Origin of the sequence: Rummeliibacillus sp. NPDC094406 (genome assembly GCF_044763875.1) — a bacterium.
Lineage (GTDB): Bacteria > Bacillota > Bacilli > Bacillales_A > Planococcaceae > Rummeliibacillus.
In genome coordinates this window covers 149,462-166,405 of record NZ_JBIWGZ010000005.1, presented here as the reverse complement: position 1 = coordinate 166,405, position 16,944 = coordinate 149,462, and the positions used below count along the sequence as shown (strand labels likewise).

Here is a 16,944-nt window from a genome sequence, read left to right as displayed (position 1 = left end):
ATTTAGTTCCCCCTAGTTTTTTTACGTGGGATGGTTTCGAACCACGTTATTATTTAGAAACAAAATAACATTGTAAATATATTGAGTGAATATGTCAAATTGCATTTTACTAATATTTTACCCGTGGCTCGCTTTCCAGCAGGACTATGAATGAACTTCTCTGAATTAATATCGCACGAGTAAATGCGAATGTATTTAATGTATTTTCAGGGAGTCGCCATCATTCGCTCAAATCTAGCTTTAAAAAGTTCACAAAATAGACATGAATAGGTGGAGGTGTGTAAAAACCTTATATATAATCGATTTATTGAATTGAAGCGTTGAAGTTCAGTCTACTAAAATAGTCAAAAAATTCATAATATTATTGACTATTGTAAAAGCCTTCTGTAATATAACAATAATTAGTTGCTTTCAGTAAAGAAAAATAAGAGATAACAAGAAATCGAGGAGGAAACTTCATGAAAAAAATGAAAAAGTATGGATTACTTTTAATGTCAGTGATCATCGTATTAGCGCTGGCTGCATGTGGTAGTAAAGATGATTCATCATCAGCTGATACAAAAGATAAGAATGCAGCGACAGATGAAAAAACTTATAAAGTTGGAATCACGCAAATCGTTGAACATCCATCGTTAAATGAGGCAACAAAAGGTTTCAAAGCCGCACTTAAAGATGCGGGCTTAAAAGTTAAATATCAAACTGAAATCGCTCAAGGAGATCAAAGTGTTAATACAACAGCTGCTAATAACTTAGTAGGTAGTGGAGCAGATTTAATTTTTGCCAATTCTACGCCAAGTGCTCAAGCAGTAGCTGCCGCAACTTCAGATATTCCAATTGTATTTACTTCTGTAACAGATGCAGTTGGTGCCGAACTCGTAAAATCAATGGACAAACCTGGTGGTAACGTAACGGGTACTGTTGATACTCACCCAGATGCTATTCCAAATACAGTAAAATTCTTATCAGAACAATTAGGTGCTAAAAAAGTAGGGATGGTGTTCAACTCAGGTGAACAAAACTCGCGTGCACAAGTAGACAACGTGAAGAAAGAAGCAAAAAAAGCAGGTATTACAATCGTTGAAGCTTCTGCAGCAACTTCAGCGGAAGTAAAACAAGCAACTGAATCATTAGTAGGTAAAGTAGACGCAATCTACATCATCACAGATAATACAGTAGTTTCAGCTCTTGAATCTGTATTAGATGTAGCAAACGAAAAGAAAATCCCAGTTATGGTAGGGGAACTTGACTCCGTAAAACGCGGTGGTCTTGGGGCATACGGCTTCAGCTATTATGATATCGGTTACGAAGCAGGTCAAAAAGCTGTCGAAATCTTAAAAGACGGTAAAAAACCAGCGGATATTCCAGTAGCATATCCAGCAAACTTAAAACTTGAAATTAACAAAACAACAGCAGATAAAATCGGTGTAAATATCAAAGAGGATTGGAAAGCAGAAGTAGTCAAATAGATTGGAGATGATTCTATATGTTTACAGCAATTTTTGGCTCAGTGGAGCAAGGGATCATCTATGCAATAATGGCACTCGGAGTGTATTTAACATTCCGAGTGTTAGATTTTCCTGATTTAACAGTAGACGGTAGCTTTGTGACAGGTGCCGCGACAGCAGCAACGATGATTACACTAGGGTACAATCCAATTATTTCCACGCTATGTGCAACATTAGCTGGGTTTGTTGCCGGTTCCATTACAGGTCTTCTTCACACAAAAGCAAAAATCAACTCACTGTTAGCAGGGATTTTAATGATGATTGCTTTATACTCCATTAACTTACGAATTATGGGAATGACGACAGATACAGCTGTCGGGCGTCCGAATATTCCACTCGCAAATTCTGATTCACTATTCACATTATTCTTTGGATTTTGGGAAAAACTCGGGCTAGACAAAGCTTTAAATGGTATGTTATCAAGCATGGGTATAGAACATGTACCTAAAACTTGGGGCACGATATTTATCATGTTCATTTTGACATTTGCCATTAAGTTTGTCTTCGACTGGTTCTTAAAAACAGAAGTTGGTTTAGCTATTCGTGCAACAGGTGATAATGACAAAATGATTCGTAGCTTCTCTGCAAGTACAGATACACTAATCATCTTGGGATTAGGTTTATCAAATGGATTGGTTGCATTATCAGGTGCGCTGATCGCTCAATACGGTAAGTTTGCCGATGTTGGTATGGGAATTGGGATGATTGTGATTGGGTTAGCCTCTGTTATTATTGGTGAGGCTATCTTTGGTACAAAAACAATTGTCCGTACAACATTTGCTGTTATTTTTGGAGCAATCATTTATCGAATTGTTCTTGCACTAGCACTACAAGTTGAGTTTTTGGATACAGGCGATATGAAATTAATTACAGCGGTAATAGTAGTAATCTCGTTAGTTGTCCCAACATTAAGAGCTAAACAAAAAGAAAAATCCCGTATAGCTAAACGTCGAGCAGAACGAGCTGCCGTAGTAGTGAAACAGGAGGGGAAGCCGATTGCTTAAACTAGAAGGAATCAATAAAATCTTCAATGAAGCAACACCCGATGAGAAAATCGCGTTAGATACTATTAATTTGGAATTAAAAGCAGGAGATTTTGTCACTGTAATCGGTAGTAATGGTGCCGGTAAATCTACTATGATGAATATGATTTCTGGCGCTTTAATGCCCGACCTTGGTCAAATAAGAATTGACGGAAACGATGTAACGCGTCTTCCAGAATATAAACGTTCACGCTTTATTGGTCGCGTGTTCCAGGATCCAATGGCTGGTACAGCACCAACGATGACGATTGAAGAAAATCTAGCAATCGCTTTTTCTCGTAATCAAAAACGATCTTTACGTATCGGTGTAGATAAAAAACGCCGTGAATTTTTCAAAGAATCCTTAGAAACATTAAATCTTAATTTAGAAAATCGCTTAAATGCAAAAGTGGGCCTATTATCTGGTGGTGAGCGCCAAGCGTTATCACTATTAATGGCTACTTTTACCAAGCCGAATATTCTCTTATTAGATGAACATACCGCCGCACTGGATCCATCAAGAGCAGAGTTAATTACCAATTTAACAAAGCGATTGGTTGAAAAAGATAAGCTGACGACATTGATGGTAACACATAATATGCAACAAGCAATTGATTTAGGTAATCGTCTCATCATGATGGATAAAGGGCAAATTATTCTAGAGGTGGAACCTTCAACGAAAAAAGCCTTACAAATAGACGACTTAATGACCCAATTCCAACGCATTCGTGGAGAAAAAATGGTGTCGGATCGTACTTTATTAAGTGTTTAATATAGAAAAAAACCTGCATGTAATTGTGCAGGTTTTTCTTTATAGCTTTAAAGGGAGCTCAAGAATATACATAGTTAACGAATCGAGCAAACATGTCCTTATATCTTCGGGAATTTTGAAAACTGTAAAAGTCCTATGCAAATTCTTCAAAAAAATCTAAGGGCATTTTGATAGAAGCTATTTTATAGTTTTGGATCATTTGCTGAAGATTTATCTATTTTATTAGTTATTGATGCTTAAAGGATATAAATTTTTTAAAGTTAATATATAATAAAGGTTCTGATATTAAATATCCGTTATAATAGAATCAAATTAGTTACCATACAAGAAAATGATCATAACTCTACATCCTAGAGAGTAAGATTCCGGAAATGTTTAAATGAAATGATCATTGTTGTAACATGTATATCTTTTTTTAAATAGATTAAGTATTACCGATAAAACAAACCTTTTTGCAATAAAGGAGCATTCATATGAATAAATTTTTGCCAAATTTATGGAGTACATTATTATTATTGATTCTAGGTTTTTTAACAATTGTTGGTGTCATTGCACAAATTGCTAGCAATCCCAATTTAGATAGTTGGACATGGCGTCAATTCGTTATGCTTGTTGTCGGTATTTTTGTCTACTTTACATTTTCATTTGTCGGGTTTTATTATTTAATCGCTCGTACGAAGAAACGCGGGATTTGTTGGGATAAAGAAGGCGTGTATGTCGACTTTAGTAATCACAAAATATATTGGTATGAAATTGAAGATATACACCGCATGAACTACCCTGGAATCGGTAAGGCAACAGTTATTTCTACATCAGTAGAATACGGACAAGAAATCCAAAAGCGCCTCGATAAATGGAAATCAACAGTTTCAGGATACTCTTTCGACATTTTTTGGCTTAGTGTACAACAATCAAAAGTGATGCATGAACAGCTTCTTCATGAGTTTGAGCAACATAAAAAAAGTAATGCTACAGCCTAAATAATAGCTATCTTATAAAATAAAGCCTCCAAAGATCATGGCTTCTTTTGAGGCTTTTAATTTATATTTACGACTGAAGCTTTTAGTTTTTTTATATCTATATGTCTCATCACACTTAGGGGTGACTTGCGCTCTTCCAGTGTCATTCCAGGGGGTGTCCGATGAGCCGCTTCACTCACTGCGTTCGCTCCAGGGTCTCATCTGGACGCTAATCCCCTAGGAGTCACACTGGCTCCGCTCTAGCCAATCTACACTATATTATAAAATAGTAACCCCAACTTTGGGTGAAGATCCATCTATTCTACACTAACAACGCAAACAACGTACTATCATTATTCACTTCTTTGAATGAGAAGCCATTATGCTTCATGCGATGAAGTAATCCTGCGTAATCTTCAGGGTATTTTAATTCAATGCCGACTAATGCCGGACCACTTTCTTTGTTATTTTTCTTTGTGTACTCGAATGTTGTAATATCATCTTCAGGGCCTAGTACATCAGTAAGGAATTGGCGCAGAGCACCAGCACGTTGTGGGAAGTTGACTAGGAAATAGTAAAGTAATCCTTCATGAATCAATGATTTCTCTTTAATTTCTTGCATACGGCCGATATCATTGTTGCCTCCGCTTATGATGCAGACTACAGATTTCCCTTTGATTTGATCTTTGTAATAATCAAGTGCCGCCACAGATAGAGCGCCAGCAGGCTCTGCAATGATGGCATGCTTATTGTATAAATCTAAAATGGTTGTACAATCTTTGCCCTCTGGCACTACAACGATATCATCTACATATTTTTTGCATAATTCAAACGTTTTTTGACCGACACATTGAACAGCAGCCCCGTCTACGAATTTATCAATGTGGGCTAATTCAACAGGATGGTCTTGAGCGAGTGCTTCCTTCATACTAGCAGCACCAGCAGGCTCAACACCGATAATAGAAGAGTGTGGTGAAAGATTTTTCACATACGCAGAGATACCAGAAATTAAACCGCCACCGCCGATACTAGCGAAAACGTAATCTACTGGTACTTCAATGTCGTTCATAATTTCGACAGCGACCGTTCCTTGACCGGCAATAATATCTGCATCATCGAATGGGTGGATAAAAATATGACCATCCGCATCTGAGAATTCCATTGCACTTTTCGCGGAATCATCGAAAGTATCACCAGCTAAAATAATTTCGACGAATTCACGACCAAACATACGAACTTGGTCAATTTTTTGTTTTGGCGTTGTTGTAGGCATGAAGATATGGCCGTGAATACCTAAATGAGCACAAGCATAAGCAACACCTTGAGCATGATTACCAGCACTAGCACAAACAACGCCTTTTTCACGTGCTTCCTCTTCAATTGTTTTGATTTTATAGTAAGCTCCTCGTAATTTAAAAGAGCGAACATGCTGTAAATCCTCACGTTTTAAGTAAATATTACAGTCATATTTCTCGGATAAATAGTCATTCTTTTGTAAAGGTGTGTGTACGACGACGTCTTTTAAAAATTGATAGGCGATTAGTACGTTTTCCACCTGTACAGTTTTTTCTTCTTGCACAGTCATATTAAAACCTCCTACTTTCTGTAAACATCAATATAGTTTAATTTATTATAGCGCTAAAATTGCTAAATTTTAAGTAAATTCTAAATTTTTGTTTAATAAATATAAAATTCAAGAAAAAGATAACATAGTAACGTTTCCGTTATAATAGAAGAACATAGAAACAATAGAAAGGTCAGTGCAGTATGAACTTTTTTGATAAGATGCAAGAATTGACGGGGGTATGCTTAAATGAGGTGCAGCAAAAAGCTGTGCGCTATGCAAAGGGCCCCTTATTATTACTTGCATCCCCAGGATCCGGGAAAACAACTACATTAAATATGAAAATTGGTTATTTACTATTGGTGAAAAAAGTACCCGCACATAAAATCTTAGCCATTACATTTAGTAAAGCTTCTGCTGTAGATATGGCTGCACGTTTTGACCAATTTTTTTCTACTATTATAAAGGACCGAGTTCACTTTTCGACGATTCATAGTATCGCTTTTCAAATTGTACGCGAGTATTTCTCAATGCATCACCAAAACTTCGAAATTATTGAGGGGAATAGTAACCGTGATTTTGATAAGAAGACGATTCTTCGAAATATTTTCATACAGAACCGCAATACTATTCCTTCTGAAGATGAAATGGACGAACTATTTTCTTACAGTAGTTTTGTGAAAAATAAAATGATTCCTGATGAGGATCTGGTTCAGAAGAAAATGATGATGCCTGGGTTGGTAGAAATGTATAAGCAATACGAAGCTTATAAAGTTCAAAATCCGGGTTTAGTCCTACTAGATTTTGATGATATGTTGTCCTATTGTTATAAAGCTTTATATGAAGATTCTTATTTGCGAAATAAATACCAACAACGGTTTGAATATATTTTAACGGATGAAAGTCAAGATAACTCGGTTATTCAGCATGAAATCATCTATCTATTAGCAGCTCCGCAATTTAATATTTGTGTCGTGGCGGATGATGACCAATCGATCTTCATGTGGCGAGGTGCAGATGTACAAAAGTTGCTCGATTTTAAAAAGAACTATCCGAATGCTAAAACGGTCACAATGGCACAAAACTATCGATCGACGCCGGAAATTGTGGATACAGCAAATGAATTTATCAAACGCAATCGTAATCGATATCCAAAGAAAATGTTCACAGAAAATGTATCGGGAGAGTCAATTGAAATTCATAATGTAAAACGCTATGATTTGCAATTGAATTATGTTGTGGAGGAAATACAAAAAGCTGACAATCCATGTGAGGTTGCCATTTTGTATCGTAATAATAATTCAGCCATTCTTTTAGTCAACAAGTTTTTTGAGGAAGGGATTCCTTTTTATATGAAAGATGTTGAATTGAAATTTTTTCATCATTGGATTGTAGAGGATATCTTGAATATTATGCGACTTTCTTATAACGATTCACGAGTGGATATTTTAGAAAAGGTATATTCGAAGATCAATGCCTATATAAAGAAAAATCAAATCATGCAATTACAAAGTCATTCGAGTAAGGAATCGGCATTCGACCGTTTACAAGAAATCATCCATGCACCCTATCAAGAGCAAGTGTTGAAGCGGGTAAAGCAAACCATTCGCAAGCTTCAAATGCAGGAACCGTATGAAGCGATCCAAACGATTCGTCAAGATTTAGGGTATGACAAATCTCTTCAAAATTCAGCAGAACACCTACGGATGAATGAAGAAAACCTGTTTGATATTTTAAATACTTTAGAACAAATTGCGAAAGAACTACCAACTCTTGAAGCTTTTGCACATCGTTTAAAAGAAATTGAACAACTGATGCGCACTTCCAAAAAGTATAAAGGACAAAATGTCATTACACTCTCTACTCTGCATAGTGCAAAAGGATTGGAGTATGACCGTGTTTATATGATTGATCTAATTGAAGGAATCCTCCCAAATAACGAAGATATAAAAGAGTATGAAGTAGGGAATATCGGAGAAATGGAAGAAGCAACACGCCTTTTTTATGTTGGAATGACAAGAGCGCGTCACCATTTAGAATTGTTAACTTACAATGTTCGCAGTGGTGCTCGTGTGAAAGAATCTCGCTTCTTGCAAAATGTACGGAAGATCATAGCACCTGAAGAGAACCAGAAACCAATTGAAAAGAAAAAGACCAAACAACCGAAATTCAGACCAATGCAGGATCATGCCATCACAAATGAAGCTGAACTAAATCTAGGAATGCAAGTAGAGCATCATTTATATGGAGCCGGGCAAATCACAAGTTTACTTCCAGATTCTATTGAGATTGATTTTGAATCGGTTGGTTCTAAAAAATTCATGCTTGATTTTTGCTTAATACATGGATATCTTAAAAAAGTTTAAAGCCAACATCGATGAAAAGTATATTTTCATCGATGTTTTTTTGTTGTATATGAAGAAAAGAAAAAGATGATACTATTCTAATAATTTTCAAATTAAAGATGAGAAAAAAAGGAATAACAATCTATTAAGAGAAATTATAGATATGTGATATTCTCTTTACCACTAAACATATATTAAAAGATGTAGATTCAAAACAGTTGAGATAAGTTAAATTCTATCTACATTCATTAACGAATGGATTTTAAAGAATAATTCAATTGGAGGGCTAAAATCAATGAATGTATTGCATCAAACAAAGGTGAATTTCCAAGAGATTGTAAAGGAAGTAGTTGCATGGAGACATTATTTACACCAACATCCAGAGTTATCTTTTCAAGAAGTGAATACGTCTCAATTCATCTATGATAAACTATCTGAATTTGAAAATTTAGAGATTACTAGACCAACAAAAACAAGTGTGATGGCTCGTTTAATTGGTGCACAACCAGGTAAAGTTTTAGGAATTCGTGCTGATATGGATGCTTTACCAATACAAGAACAAACAGGAATAGACTTTGCATCTGAAAATCCTGGTGTTATGCATGCTTGTGGCCATGATGCACATACAGCCATGTTATTGGGGGCTGTGAAAATCTTGACTTCGATGCAAGATCAAATTAAAGGCGAAATTCGATTTTTCTTCCAACATGCTGAAGAGTTACTACCAGGCGGTGCTAAAGAAATGGTCGAAGCTGGTGTAATGGAAGGTGTCGATATAGTGATTGGAGCCCATGTAATGTCCGATACGCCAGTTGGTAAAATTGGTTTTGTATATGGACCAATGATGGCATCTCCAGATGGATTTAATTTGAAAATTCAAGGGTTTGGAGGTCATGGGGCGTCTCCGCATCAAACAGTGGATAGTATAGCTATTGCTGCACAAGTGATTACAAATTTACAGCATATCGTATCACGTAATATTGACCCATTAGAAAGCTTTGTCATTACAGTAGGTAAAATTTCTGGTGGAGAAGCATCTAATGTGATTCCGGATTCAGTGGAACTCAGTGCTACTGTCAGAAGTTTTGGAGGAGACCTAAGAGCCAAAGCGAAAGAGCGTATTGAGCGTGTTATTAAAGGGGTGACCGAAGCTCATGGCGCTACGTATGAATTAGATTATATGTATGGTTATGATCCCGTTGTCACAGATCACAAAATTACAAAGATAGTAGAAGATTCAGTAAGAGAGCTTTATGGAGATGACTCAATATTAATACAAGCACCTAGAATGGGTGGAGAAGACTTCTCAGCTTTCTTAAATCAAAAACCAGGTACGTTTTTCATGATTGGTTCACGTAATGAAGAAAAAGGAATCATCTATCCACATCATCATCCAAAATTTGATGTAGATGATGATGCATTGCAATATGGGGTTAATATTTTTGTTAATGCAGCATTTAAGTTATTAAAATAAAATGATAAAGACACTTCATTCAAAATGTCATTTCTATTTAGAAAATATGATTTCACATTAGCAAGTGAAAGTCATAATTGTAAGTAGTAAATGAATTGTAATGAGTATAAAAGAGAAGGGCTATCCGAAAGGTGGTAATAAACCATCTATTGGATAAGCCCTTCTATCTATTTATTAAAATTTTTCTTCGAAATCTTTATTCCAGCGATAAGAATACATGCGTTCAATTGCGAACCAGTTATTTTCTTCTGTTGCGCCTTCGTCTCTACGTTTTGTTTCTTCTTGTAGCATCCATCCTGTTTGTGAGATATGGGCACTCATTGAATTCCATTTGGCTTCTTTTACATCACGGATATCATTCACGATATCTGGTTCACCAAGACCTTGTTCTGTGTCATTTGCAAAAGCCACTCCATAAAGACGTGGACGATTTGTTTCAGGAATTCTGCGAACTGCTCGGACAACTGCTTTTGCTGTTGCTTCATGATCAGGGTGTACGGCATAGTTTGGATAGAAGGTGATGATTAATGATGGATTTAATTCATCTATCAAGTTCGTCATCATTTGAACCATTTTCTCATCATCTTCAAATTCAACTGTTTTATCACGTAAGCCCATCATACGCAAATCCTTAATACCGATTGCTTCACAGGAAGCTTTTAATTCTTCTTTACGGATAAGCGGTAGTCCTTCACGTGTTGTGAAAGGAGGGTTTCCAAGATTACGGCCCATTTCTCCTAAAGTAAGACAAGCATATGTAATCGGTGTACCGGCTTGTGCGTATTGTGCCAATGTTCCAGATACTCCGAATGCTTCATCATCAGGATGGGGGAACACGACAAGAATTTGACGTTCAGGTTGTAGCATCTTTTTCAACTCCTTTTAATAAGCAAATGGTGTTTCGCTAATTTCTAATGCGACTGCAAGTTTGCCATCATAGCCATGCCCAGCCATCAATAAGCGATTTTGTTCATCTAATTCGTAGTGAGTAATGCCTTGTGCATATACCCAGCCATCGCCATGCAATTTCAATCCAACACGATGAGGTGCATTAGGTGTCACCTTCCCTAATTCATAACGTAATTTCACATTGCGTATAAACGCACCAGCGTTAAACATTTTTTCGTCGAAGTGACTTGCATATGCACCATTTGTTGTTTCTAAGTGTATATAGACATCTTTATTCGCAAAGGAATTAAGAAGTTCTTGTAGTTTTTGTGTATCTACTATTTCCATCTAAAAGCTCCTTCCAAAGATAGAATCTATTCTATAGTATAGAGAATTCTTTTTATAAATGCGATTGCTAAGCATTTTTAGATTTATAGAGATTGAATGTATGGAATGAACAAGTTAGTTTTTCACCTGTAGGAATCAATATCATAATGCAAAATTTATATAAAATATACGAACGTAATGATATTCGATTTTGTTCATTGCAACCTTTCGAAGGCGAGCCCTCAAAAATGCGTTCACATTTTCTTCGTGCCAGGTTCATTCAATGAGGTTCATTCATAGTACTATGGGAAAAAGCTTGACTAAAAGCCCCGCAGGAACGTAGTGGAGGCACTGGAAAATGATTTAATTCCTAATTTTTATAGTACAAATCTACTGTAACATGAAGTGGAATCAGCTTCGCTTTCCGCGGGCGAACCGACGAGCCTCCTCGCTTTCCCGCAGGAGTCTTCGCTGATTCCACTTCAATAAAAATTGCATCACAAAATTTTATCGTTAAAATCATTTATGAAAATGATTCGTATATTTCTTCGATTGATTGAAAAAAAGACAGAAATTACTTCAATCCCTAATTGATGTTTATAAAAAAAGTTTCTATGGGAATACTGTTTTAAGGAGATGATTCGGATGAAATTAACAATACCAAATGTTGATGAGGATAGTAAAATTTCTAAAGCATGGATGACGTCTATGATGCCGTTTTTATTTATCGCGAAGAAGGATAAAATGTTGGCGGAAGAGCTATTATCTAATGGATTTAAATTTTTTGACTTACAAGATGAATCACAGCAGTCTGCATATTACGGGGATATTCATATTTCGAACATTGCTTTAAATCAGCATTTTTTGCCTTACATAGAACGACGTCTTTTTCCGAATAGCATAGACGACGATGCATTTCATCGCTTTTCGAAAGCGGTCCCTAAAAAAGGAGAGTTGGTTATTCATGAACGGCATTATCTATTTCAAATATTAAGTGTAGATGTAGTCCTATGTCCATTTGGAGTAGGGTTTGTCACGGTTCGAATCGAATTAGAAAAAGACTATTCTTTATCTGAAGCGCTTGATTTTATGCATCATTTTCGAATACTAGAACCTAAAACACTGGATGAAAAGGGTGTTCGACTGTATGTATCTTCGTTTACTTTTCATAACATCAACGATTTCATCATGCTCTATCTATGTCCAGAAATTCAACCATATATCATTCATGATGAAATCCGAAATGGATACTATGGCAGTTTACCCTTTTTTGAAGATGAACGGATGCTTGTATCTGCTTATATTGAGGTAGACGAGGACCATTTGCCAATTGAACAGTTATACAGAGCTAGTCAATTAGATGGTTATACGGAGGATGGCGTACCATTAATTTCTGCAGGAAATACCGAACATATGGAAGAGTATTTAAAGACGAAGATGAATTACCGTTATATGCCGAAATTATGTGATATCACGACAGAGCATGTTCAGACAACCATTGTATTTCGGCAAGCAGATGATGTATTGAAAGAGAAAGCGAAAATTCGATTTATGGGTATACATTATTATAATGTATTACTACATTACTTTTATAAATTAACATTACTTGAGCTATCTTTCAGATATAGCGAGTTGTCATGGAAAACAGACGAGGTATATGTAGAAAGATTAATGAAACAAATTACAATGTTTTCGTCTAAATTTTATTTTCAAGAAGTAAGCAGTCGTTCATCTAGTAGGGAAACCGCAAAGAGGTTGCGGAGCATCTTTCGAATCGATGAACTATTTGGCGATGTAGCAAAAACACTTGACGCACTTTATGTTAATCAAGAAAAGACTGCCGATCAAAGACAAAACCAATTACTATTTATCTTAACGATGTTCTCGGTTATATCTGGAATTTTCGGTATGAACCTGGTCGTTATTGAATGGAATGATCATTATGATTGGTCGAAGGTCTTCGGTTATTCGATATACGAATGGATCTGTTTAATAACAGCGGTAGCGGGGATTTTAATGTCTGCTGGATTATTGCTGAGTACGATCTATACATGGGGAAGACGTAAGATTCAATTTAAAAAATGGTACTGAAAATGATTAAATAAAGCATAAATGAATTTTGTCCTATCATAAAATGCAAAGAAGCTTCCACTCTTGATATGGAGTGGAAGCTCTATTTTTGTAAAACGAATGTAAATATACTGTTGCCAATTAAATTTCAGTTACTGTAATTTCTGGAGCTCCGTAAACGCCCTTTGCGCCGTGCATAACAGGTCCAACGAATTGGTTCAATTTCCAACCGTGTGTGATGGCAGCAGCAACAAATTCTTTTGCTTCAACAACGGCTTCTTTAACATCAAGTCCGTTTGCAAGGTTTGCTGTGACAGCAGCAGCGAAAGTACAACCAGCACCATGAGTGTAAGTTGTATCGATTTTAGCTGTTTCTAATAAATAATGTTTTTCACCATCGAAGTATAAATCGAATGCTTTAGTAGGATCGATTGAACGGCCGCCTTTGATGACAATATTTTTTGCACCAAGTTCATGAATTTTTTCGGCGGCTGCTTTCATTTCTTCAATGTTCTTAGGTGTTTTCATACCTGCTAATTGTCCAGCTTCAAATAAGTTTGGAGTTATTACTAAAGCAAGAGGAAGTAAGTATGTGATCATTGCATCAACATTTCCTGGATTTAGTACTTCATCTTCACCTTTACATACCATTACAGGATCAATCACTACATTTTTTACACCAGAAGCTTTAATCGCTTCACCAGAAGTTTGAATCACTTCTTCTGTTGATAACATACCTGTTTTTAAAGCATCGATACCTGTAGAGAAAGTTGTTTTTAATTGTGCTTTCAATGTATCAGTTGGTAATGTATAAACTCCATGAGACCAGTTGTTGTCTGGATCCATTGTAGCAATAACAGTGACAGCTGCCATACCGTATGTGCCGTGTTCTTGGAAAGCTTTTAAATCTGCTTCTAAACCAGCACCACCTGATGCATCAGAACCAGCAATTGTTAAAGTTTTTTTCAATGACATAGTGAAGACTCCTTTAAAAAATATAGTTATCAAACTTTTCGGATAACGATTGATATAGGTTATCCATTTAAGGCTTAATAATAAGCCGCATTTTTTGTATTTCGTTTAACTTTTATTATATGTACTGAACTGGCTAGAATAAAATAGTCAAAAATTATAAATTTAATGTGGTCAGTTTTTGTTTTCAAGAGAATCTGCATGAATAACTTTCCACAAAAAGAGTAGGCAACCGATACTGATGATGGCTAGAAAACTAGCAACAACATAATGATTTTGTTGGAACATACCAATCACAAAAAATAGTAGCACAATTATAGTAATTGCAAAAAATAAATAAAAGAAGAATATACCTACTGACTTTGCTTTGTCAGGTACGTATTTTCCACTTTCCGTTGTTTCCATAACTTTTTTTAATTTTTCTTTCCACTGTAAGTTTGCCATTTGGATCCCTCCAGTAATATCGTAAATGATTTTGGACATAAAAAGAACTATTTTGTGTAACCGTACATTTCGACAAAAGGTCTATTTTATCGCTACAATACCTTTAAGTAGTGTAATAGAAAGGTATAATGTTAGAAGGAAAAGAGGGAAGTCTATGACAAGAAAAAACAAAGATCTAGAAAAAGTGCTAAAAGACTTTCATATGGAGGAACAGCAAGCAGCGACAATCATGGAAGCTGCAACAGCCTCTCGCTCTCGTATACGTTTTAGAAATAATTTATTAATCGGTCTATTTAAGAATTGGTATACATGGGTAGCGATTATTATTATATTAGCAGTTTTGGTCTTACCTTTTGTCACATGGAAACTATTACAGGGGGATAGTTTCTCAGAACAAAAGGGTTCACTTGTTGAACGAATTCAAAATCTCAATGAACTAACAACTGCAGAGGCTTATACGAAGGTCATGATTGAACGTGAAAATAATGAGTTATTTGGGAAAGAGATTGGCGTGGATATTCCAGGAACAAAACGTGAGCTATTAGTTGTTATTCCAGGTGGGGTAAAGGCTGGAGTTGACTTTTCAGGTGTAACCGAAAAAAACATTGATATTAATGAGAAGCAAAAAACAGCAACGATTACTTTACCCGCCGCTAAAATTTTAGGTGAACCAGAAATTAACTTTAATAAGGTACAAGTTTTCTCTAGCGAAGGACTATTTCGGAGTAAACCAGATATAAAAGAAGCTTATAGTCTAGCAGCAGATGCAAAAAAACAAATGATTGAGGAAGCTACAACTCAAGGTGTACTTAAAACAGCAGAGAAAAATGCTATAAATTCAGTAGCGAATATGTTTTCTTTAGTAGGATATGATGTAACAGTTAAATTTAAGGAGTAGTTTAGATTGACGAAGATTAATTTTGATAATGATTGGCAAAATGTACTTGGTGCAGAATTTAATAAACCATATTATTTACAGTTACGAGAGTTTTTGAAGCAGGAATATTTTAAGGAAACCGTTTATCCAGCGATGGAGGATATGTGGAGTGCATTTCGCTATACGCCTTACCATAAAGTGAAGGTGGTCATATTAGGACAGGATCCTTATCATGGACCAGGGCAGGCACATGGAATGAGTTTTTCAGTGAAGCCAGGAGTACCACATCCCCCAAGCCTGCAAAATATGTTCAAAGAATTACATGATGATTTAGGATACGATATCCCACTCGATGGTACATTAGTCAAATGGGCCGAGCAAGGAGTGCTGTTATTAAACACGGTACTAACAGTTCGTGCTCACCAAGCCCATTCACATAAAGATCATGGCTGGGAAGTGTTTACAGATACAGTAATACAAAAACTATCAGAACGCATGGAACCGATAGTGTTTGTGCTATGGGGAAGAGCTGCTCAGCAAAAAGAACGTCTTATTGATGCAAGTCGCCATGCAATTATTAAAGCACCACATCCAAGCCCTCTAAGTGCATATCGTGGTTTCTTTGGTAGCAGTCCATATTCTAAAATTAACAGTCAGCTTATCGAATGGGGTGAGCAAACAATTGATTTTGATTTGACAAAATAGGGGAATACTACGATAAACGTTTAAGTTTTAACACTTCACGTCAACTTTTAAGCATGGTAAAGTTGTATTAAAAGTGGACGCCGTTTGTTCAGGTATTATAGCTGAATAGGAATAGACGGGGGGACGTAACATAACATGCAACAGAGTTGTTTTAAATGCAAACATTTTTTTGTAACTTGGGATCAGCAAAATCCGAGAGGGTGTCGTGCCTATCAATTCAAAAGCAAAGCGGTTCCATCGGTTATCGTAAAAAATTCTTCTGGAATGGATTGTTTAAAGTTTGAGCAGAAAGAGAGGAGCTAGACAATGATTTCGTACGAAACGGTTATAGCGGAATTAGCAAAACACGTATCACGAGCACAATCAGTAAGAAATGAGGCACAAATGCGTGAAGAACTTTCAGCCATACGTGCGTTATGTGATGTGGCACTACATAACAAAGCACTACAATCATCCTCTAATCATAGTATCCCAAAAAAGATGACAAATACGGTACATGAGCTACCACAGCAAACTTCAACACAGTTGGCTCACACTTTAACAGCAAACAAGCTTGAAGAAGAAGATGCAAATGGGGATTCTATTTTTGACTTCTAGAAGGGAAAGTGAAAATGATGAAATTTAATATTATTGCTGGCGCTGTATACGCTTTTTTATCAGTAGCAATTGGTGCATTCGGTGCGCATGGATTGAAAAATGTCTTAACAGAACAATATGCTAAGGTATGGGAAACAGGTGTCCAATATCAAATGTTCCATGCCATTGGTTTAATTGTCATAGGTATTTTAATGAGTAAAAGTTTAATTGGTCCAAGCTCACTATTGTCACGTGCTGGTATTCTGATGTTCATAGGTGTTATTTTGTTCTCAGGTAGTCTTTATGTGTTAGCTATTACTCAAATTAAAGTATTAGGTGCTATTACACCAATTGGAGGCGTATTATTTTTAGTCGCTTGGTTATTGGTTATTTTAGCTGCTCTAAAAATCGGTAAATAAATTATTAAGTGAAAATCGCTCTAAA

Annotated in this window: 16 protein-coding genes and 1 riboswitch; of the genes, 11 read left to right on the top strand and 5 right to left on the bottom strand. The window is 36.1% G+C overall.

The genetic code is table 11. The features are described 5' to 3' along the window. Positions 1-6: 6 nt before the first annotated feature. Positions 7-51: riboswitch (PreQ1 riboswitch) on the bottom strand. A gap of 407 nt (positions 52-458) precedes the next feature. The 4 genes from ACIQ4I_RS14590 to ACIQ4I_RS14575 all read left to right on the top strand — a co-directional run bounded on the left by ACIQ4I_RS14590 (position 459) and on the right by ACIQ4I_RS14575 (position 4,279). After that, a complete protein-coding gene (locus tag ACIQ4I_RS14590) occupies positions 459-1,466 on the top strand; it encodes an ABC transporter substrate binding protein (protein WP_403097160.1) in 1,008 nt (335 codons plus the stop codon). A gap of 17 nt (positions 1,467-1,483) precedes the next feature. Then, a complete protein-coding gene (locus ACIQ4I_RS14585) occupies positions 1,484-2,509 on the top strand; it encodes an ABC transporter permease (protein ID WP_403097158.1) in 1,026 nt (341 codons plus the stop codon). Beyond that, positions 2,502-3,299 (top strand): ABC transporter ATP-binding protein, encoded by a 798-nt coding sequence (locus tag ACIQ4I_RS14580; protein WP_403097155.1) that lies wholly within the window; start codon positions 2,502-2,504, stop codon positions 3,297-3,299. Before ACIQ4I_RS14585 ends, ACIQ4I_RS14580 begins: the two co-directional genes overlap by 8 nt. Positions 3,300-3,772: 473 nt before the next feature. Beyond that, on the top strand, positions 3,773-4,279 hold the full coding sequence (locus ACIQ4I_RS14575) for a hypothetical protein (RefSeq protein ID WP_403097153.1): 507 nt from the start codon (positions 3,773-3,775) through the stop codon (positions 4,277-4,279). Positions 4,280-4,580: 301 nt separating this feature from the next. On the opposite strand, the gene ilvA is transcribed toward ACIQ4I_RS14575, so the two are convergent. Further along, the gene (gene ilvA, locus ACIQ4I_RS14570; RefSeq protein WP_403097152.1) at positions 4,581-5,843 is read right to left on the bottom strand and encodes a threonine ammonia-lyase IlvA; all 1,263 of its coding nucleotides are present in this window, start codon (positions 5,841-5,843) and stop codon (positions 4,581-4,583) included. 182 nt (positions 5,844-6,025) lie between these two features. Here ilvA and ACIQ4I_RS14565 point away from each other — a divergent pair, with 182 nt between their 5' ends. Further along, positions 6,026-8,188 (top strand): ATP-dependent helicase, encoded by a 2,163-nt coding sequence (locus ACIQ4I_RS14565; protein ID WP_403097149.1) that lies wholly within the window; start codon positions 6,026-6,028, stop codon positions 8,186-8,188. Positions 8,189-8,462: 274 nt separating this feature from the next. Continuing rightward, entirely contained in the window at positions 8,463-9,641 is a 1,179-nt protein-coding gene (locus ACIQ4I_RS14560) for an amidohydrolase (RefSeq protein WP_403097148.1), read from the top strand. Between the two features lie 174 nt (positions 9,642-9,815). Here ACIQ4I_RS14560 and bshB2 read toward each other — a convergent pair whose 3' ends face one another. Both bshB2 and ACIQ4I_RS14550 read right to left on the bottom strand, forming a co-directional pair. Further along, positions 9,816-10,508: a bacillithiol biosynthesis deacetylase BshB2 gene (gene bshB2 / locus ACIQ4I_RS14555; RefSeq protein WP_403097145.1), complete on the bottom strand. Its 693-nt coding sequence runs from the start codon at positions 10,506-10,508 to the stop codon at positions 9,816-9,818. A gap of 15 nt (positions 10,509-10,523) precedes the next feature. Continuing rightward, positions 10,524-10,877: a YojF family protein gene (locus ACIQ4I_RS14550; RefSeq protein WP_403097143.1), complete on the bottom strand. Its 354-nt coding sequence runs from the start codon at positions 10,875-10,877 to the stop codon at positions 10,524-10,526. 624 nt (positions 10,878-11,501) lie between these two features. On the opposite strand from ACIQ4I_RS14550, the gene ACIQ4I_RS14545 reads away from it, so the two are divergent. Continuing rightward, positions 11,502-12,947 carry a hypothetical protein gene (locus ACIQ4I_RS14545; RefSeq protein ID WP_403097141.1) on the top strand — a complete coding sequence of 482 codons (1,446 nt, stop codon included), beginning with the start codon at positions 11,502-11,504 and terminating at the stop codon, positions 12,945-12,947. Between the two features lie 120 nt (positions 12,948-13,067). Here ACIQ4I_RS14545 and thiD read toward each other — a convergent pair whose 3' ends face one another. After that, a complete protein-coding gene (thiD, locus tag ACIQ4I_RS14540) occupies positions 13,068-13,901 on the bottom strand; it encodes a bifunctional hydroxymethylpyrimidine kinase/phosphomethylpyrimidine kinase (RefSeq protein WP_403097138.1) in 834 nt (277 codons plus the stop codon). A 171-nt stretch (positions 13,902-14,072) separates the two neighbouring features. Further along, entirely contained in the window at positions 14,073-14,342 is a 270-nt protein-coding gene (locus tag ACIQ4I_RS14535; RefSeq protein WP_403097135.1) for a hypothetical protein, read from the bottom strand. A gap of 154 nt (positions 14,343-14,496) precedes the next feature. On the opposite strand from ACIQ4I_RS14535, the gene ACIQ4I_RS14530 reads away from it, so the two are divergent. The 4 genes from ACIQ4I_RS14530 to ACIQ4I_RS14515 all read left to right on the top strand — a co-directional run bounded on the left by ACIQ4I_RS14530 (position 14,497) and on the right by ACIQ4I_RS14515 (position 16,919). Then, positions 14,497-15,240 carry a DUF4230 domain-containing protein gene (locus tag ACIQ4I_RS14530; protein WP_403097133.1) on the top strand — a complete coding sequence of 248 codons (744 nt, stop codon included), beginning with the start codon at positions 14,497-14,499 and terminating at the stop codon, positions 15,238-15,240. A 6-nt stretch (positions 15,241-15,246) separates the two neighbouring features. Continuing rightward, positions 15,247-15,924, top strand: a complete 678-nt coding sequence (locus ACIQ4I_RS14525) for a uracil-DNA glycosylase (RefSeq protein WP_403097131.1) — start codon at positions 15,247-15,249, stop codon at positions 15,922-15,924. A gap of 306 nt (positions 15,925-16,230) precedes the next feature. Then, a complete protein-coding gene (locus ACIQ4I_RS14520; protein ID WP_403097129.1) occupies positions 16,231-16,521 on the top strand; it encodes a YwdI family protein in 291 nt (96 codons plus the stop codon). A 17-nt stretch (positions 16,522-16,538) separates the two neighbouring features. Beyond that, entirely contained in the window at positions 16,539-16,919 is a 381-nt protein-coding gene (locus ACIQ4I_RS14515) for a DUF423 domain-containing protein (RefSeq protein ID WP_403097424.1), read from the top strand. Positions 16,920-16,944 lie beyond the last annotated feature (25 nt).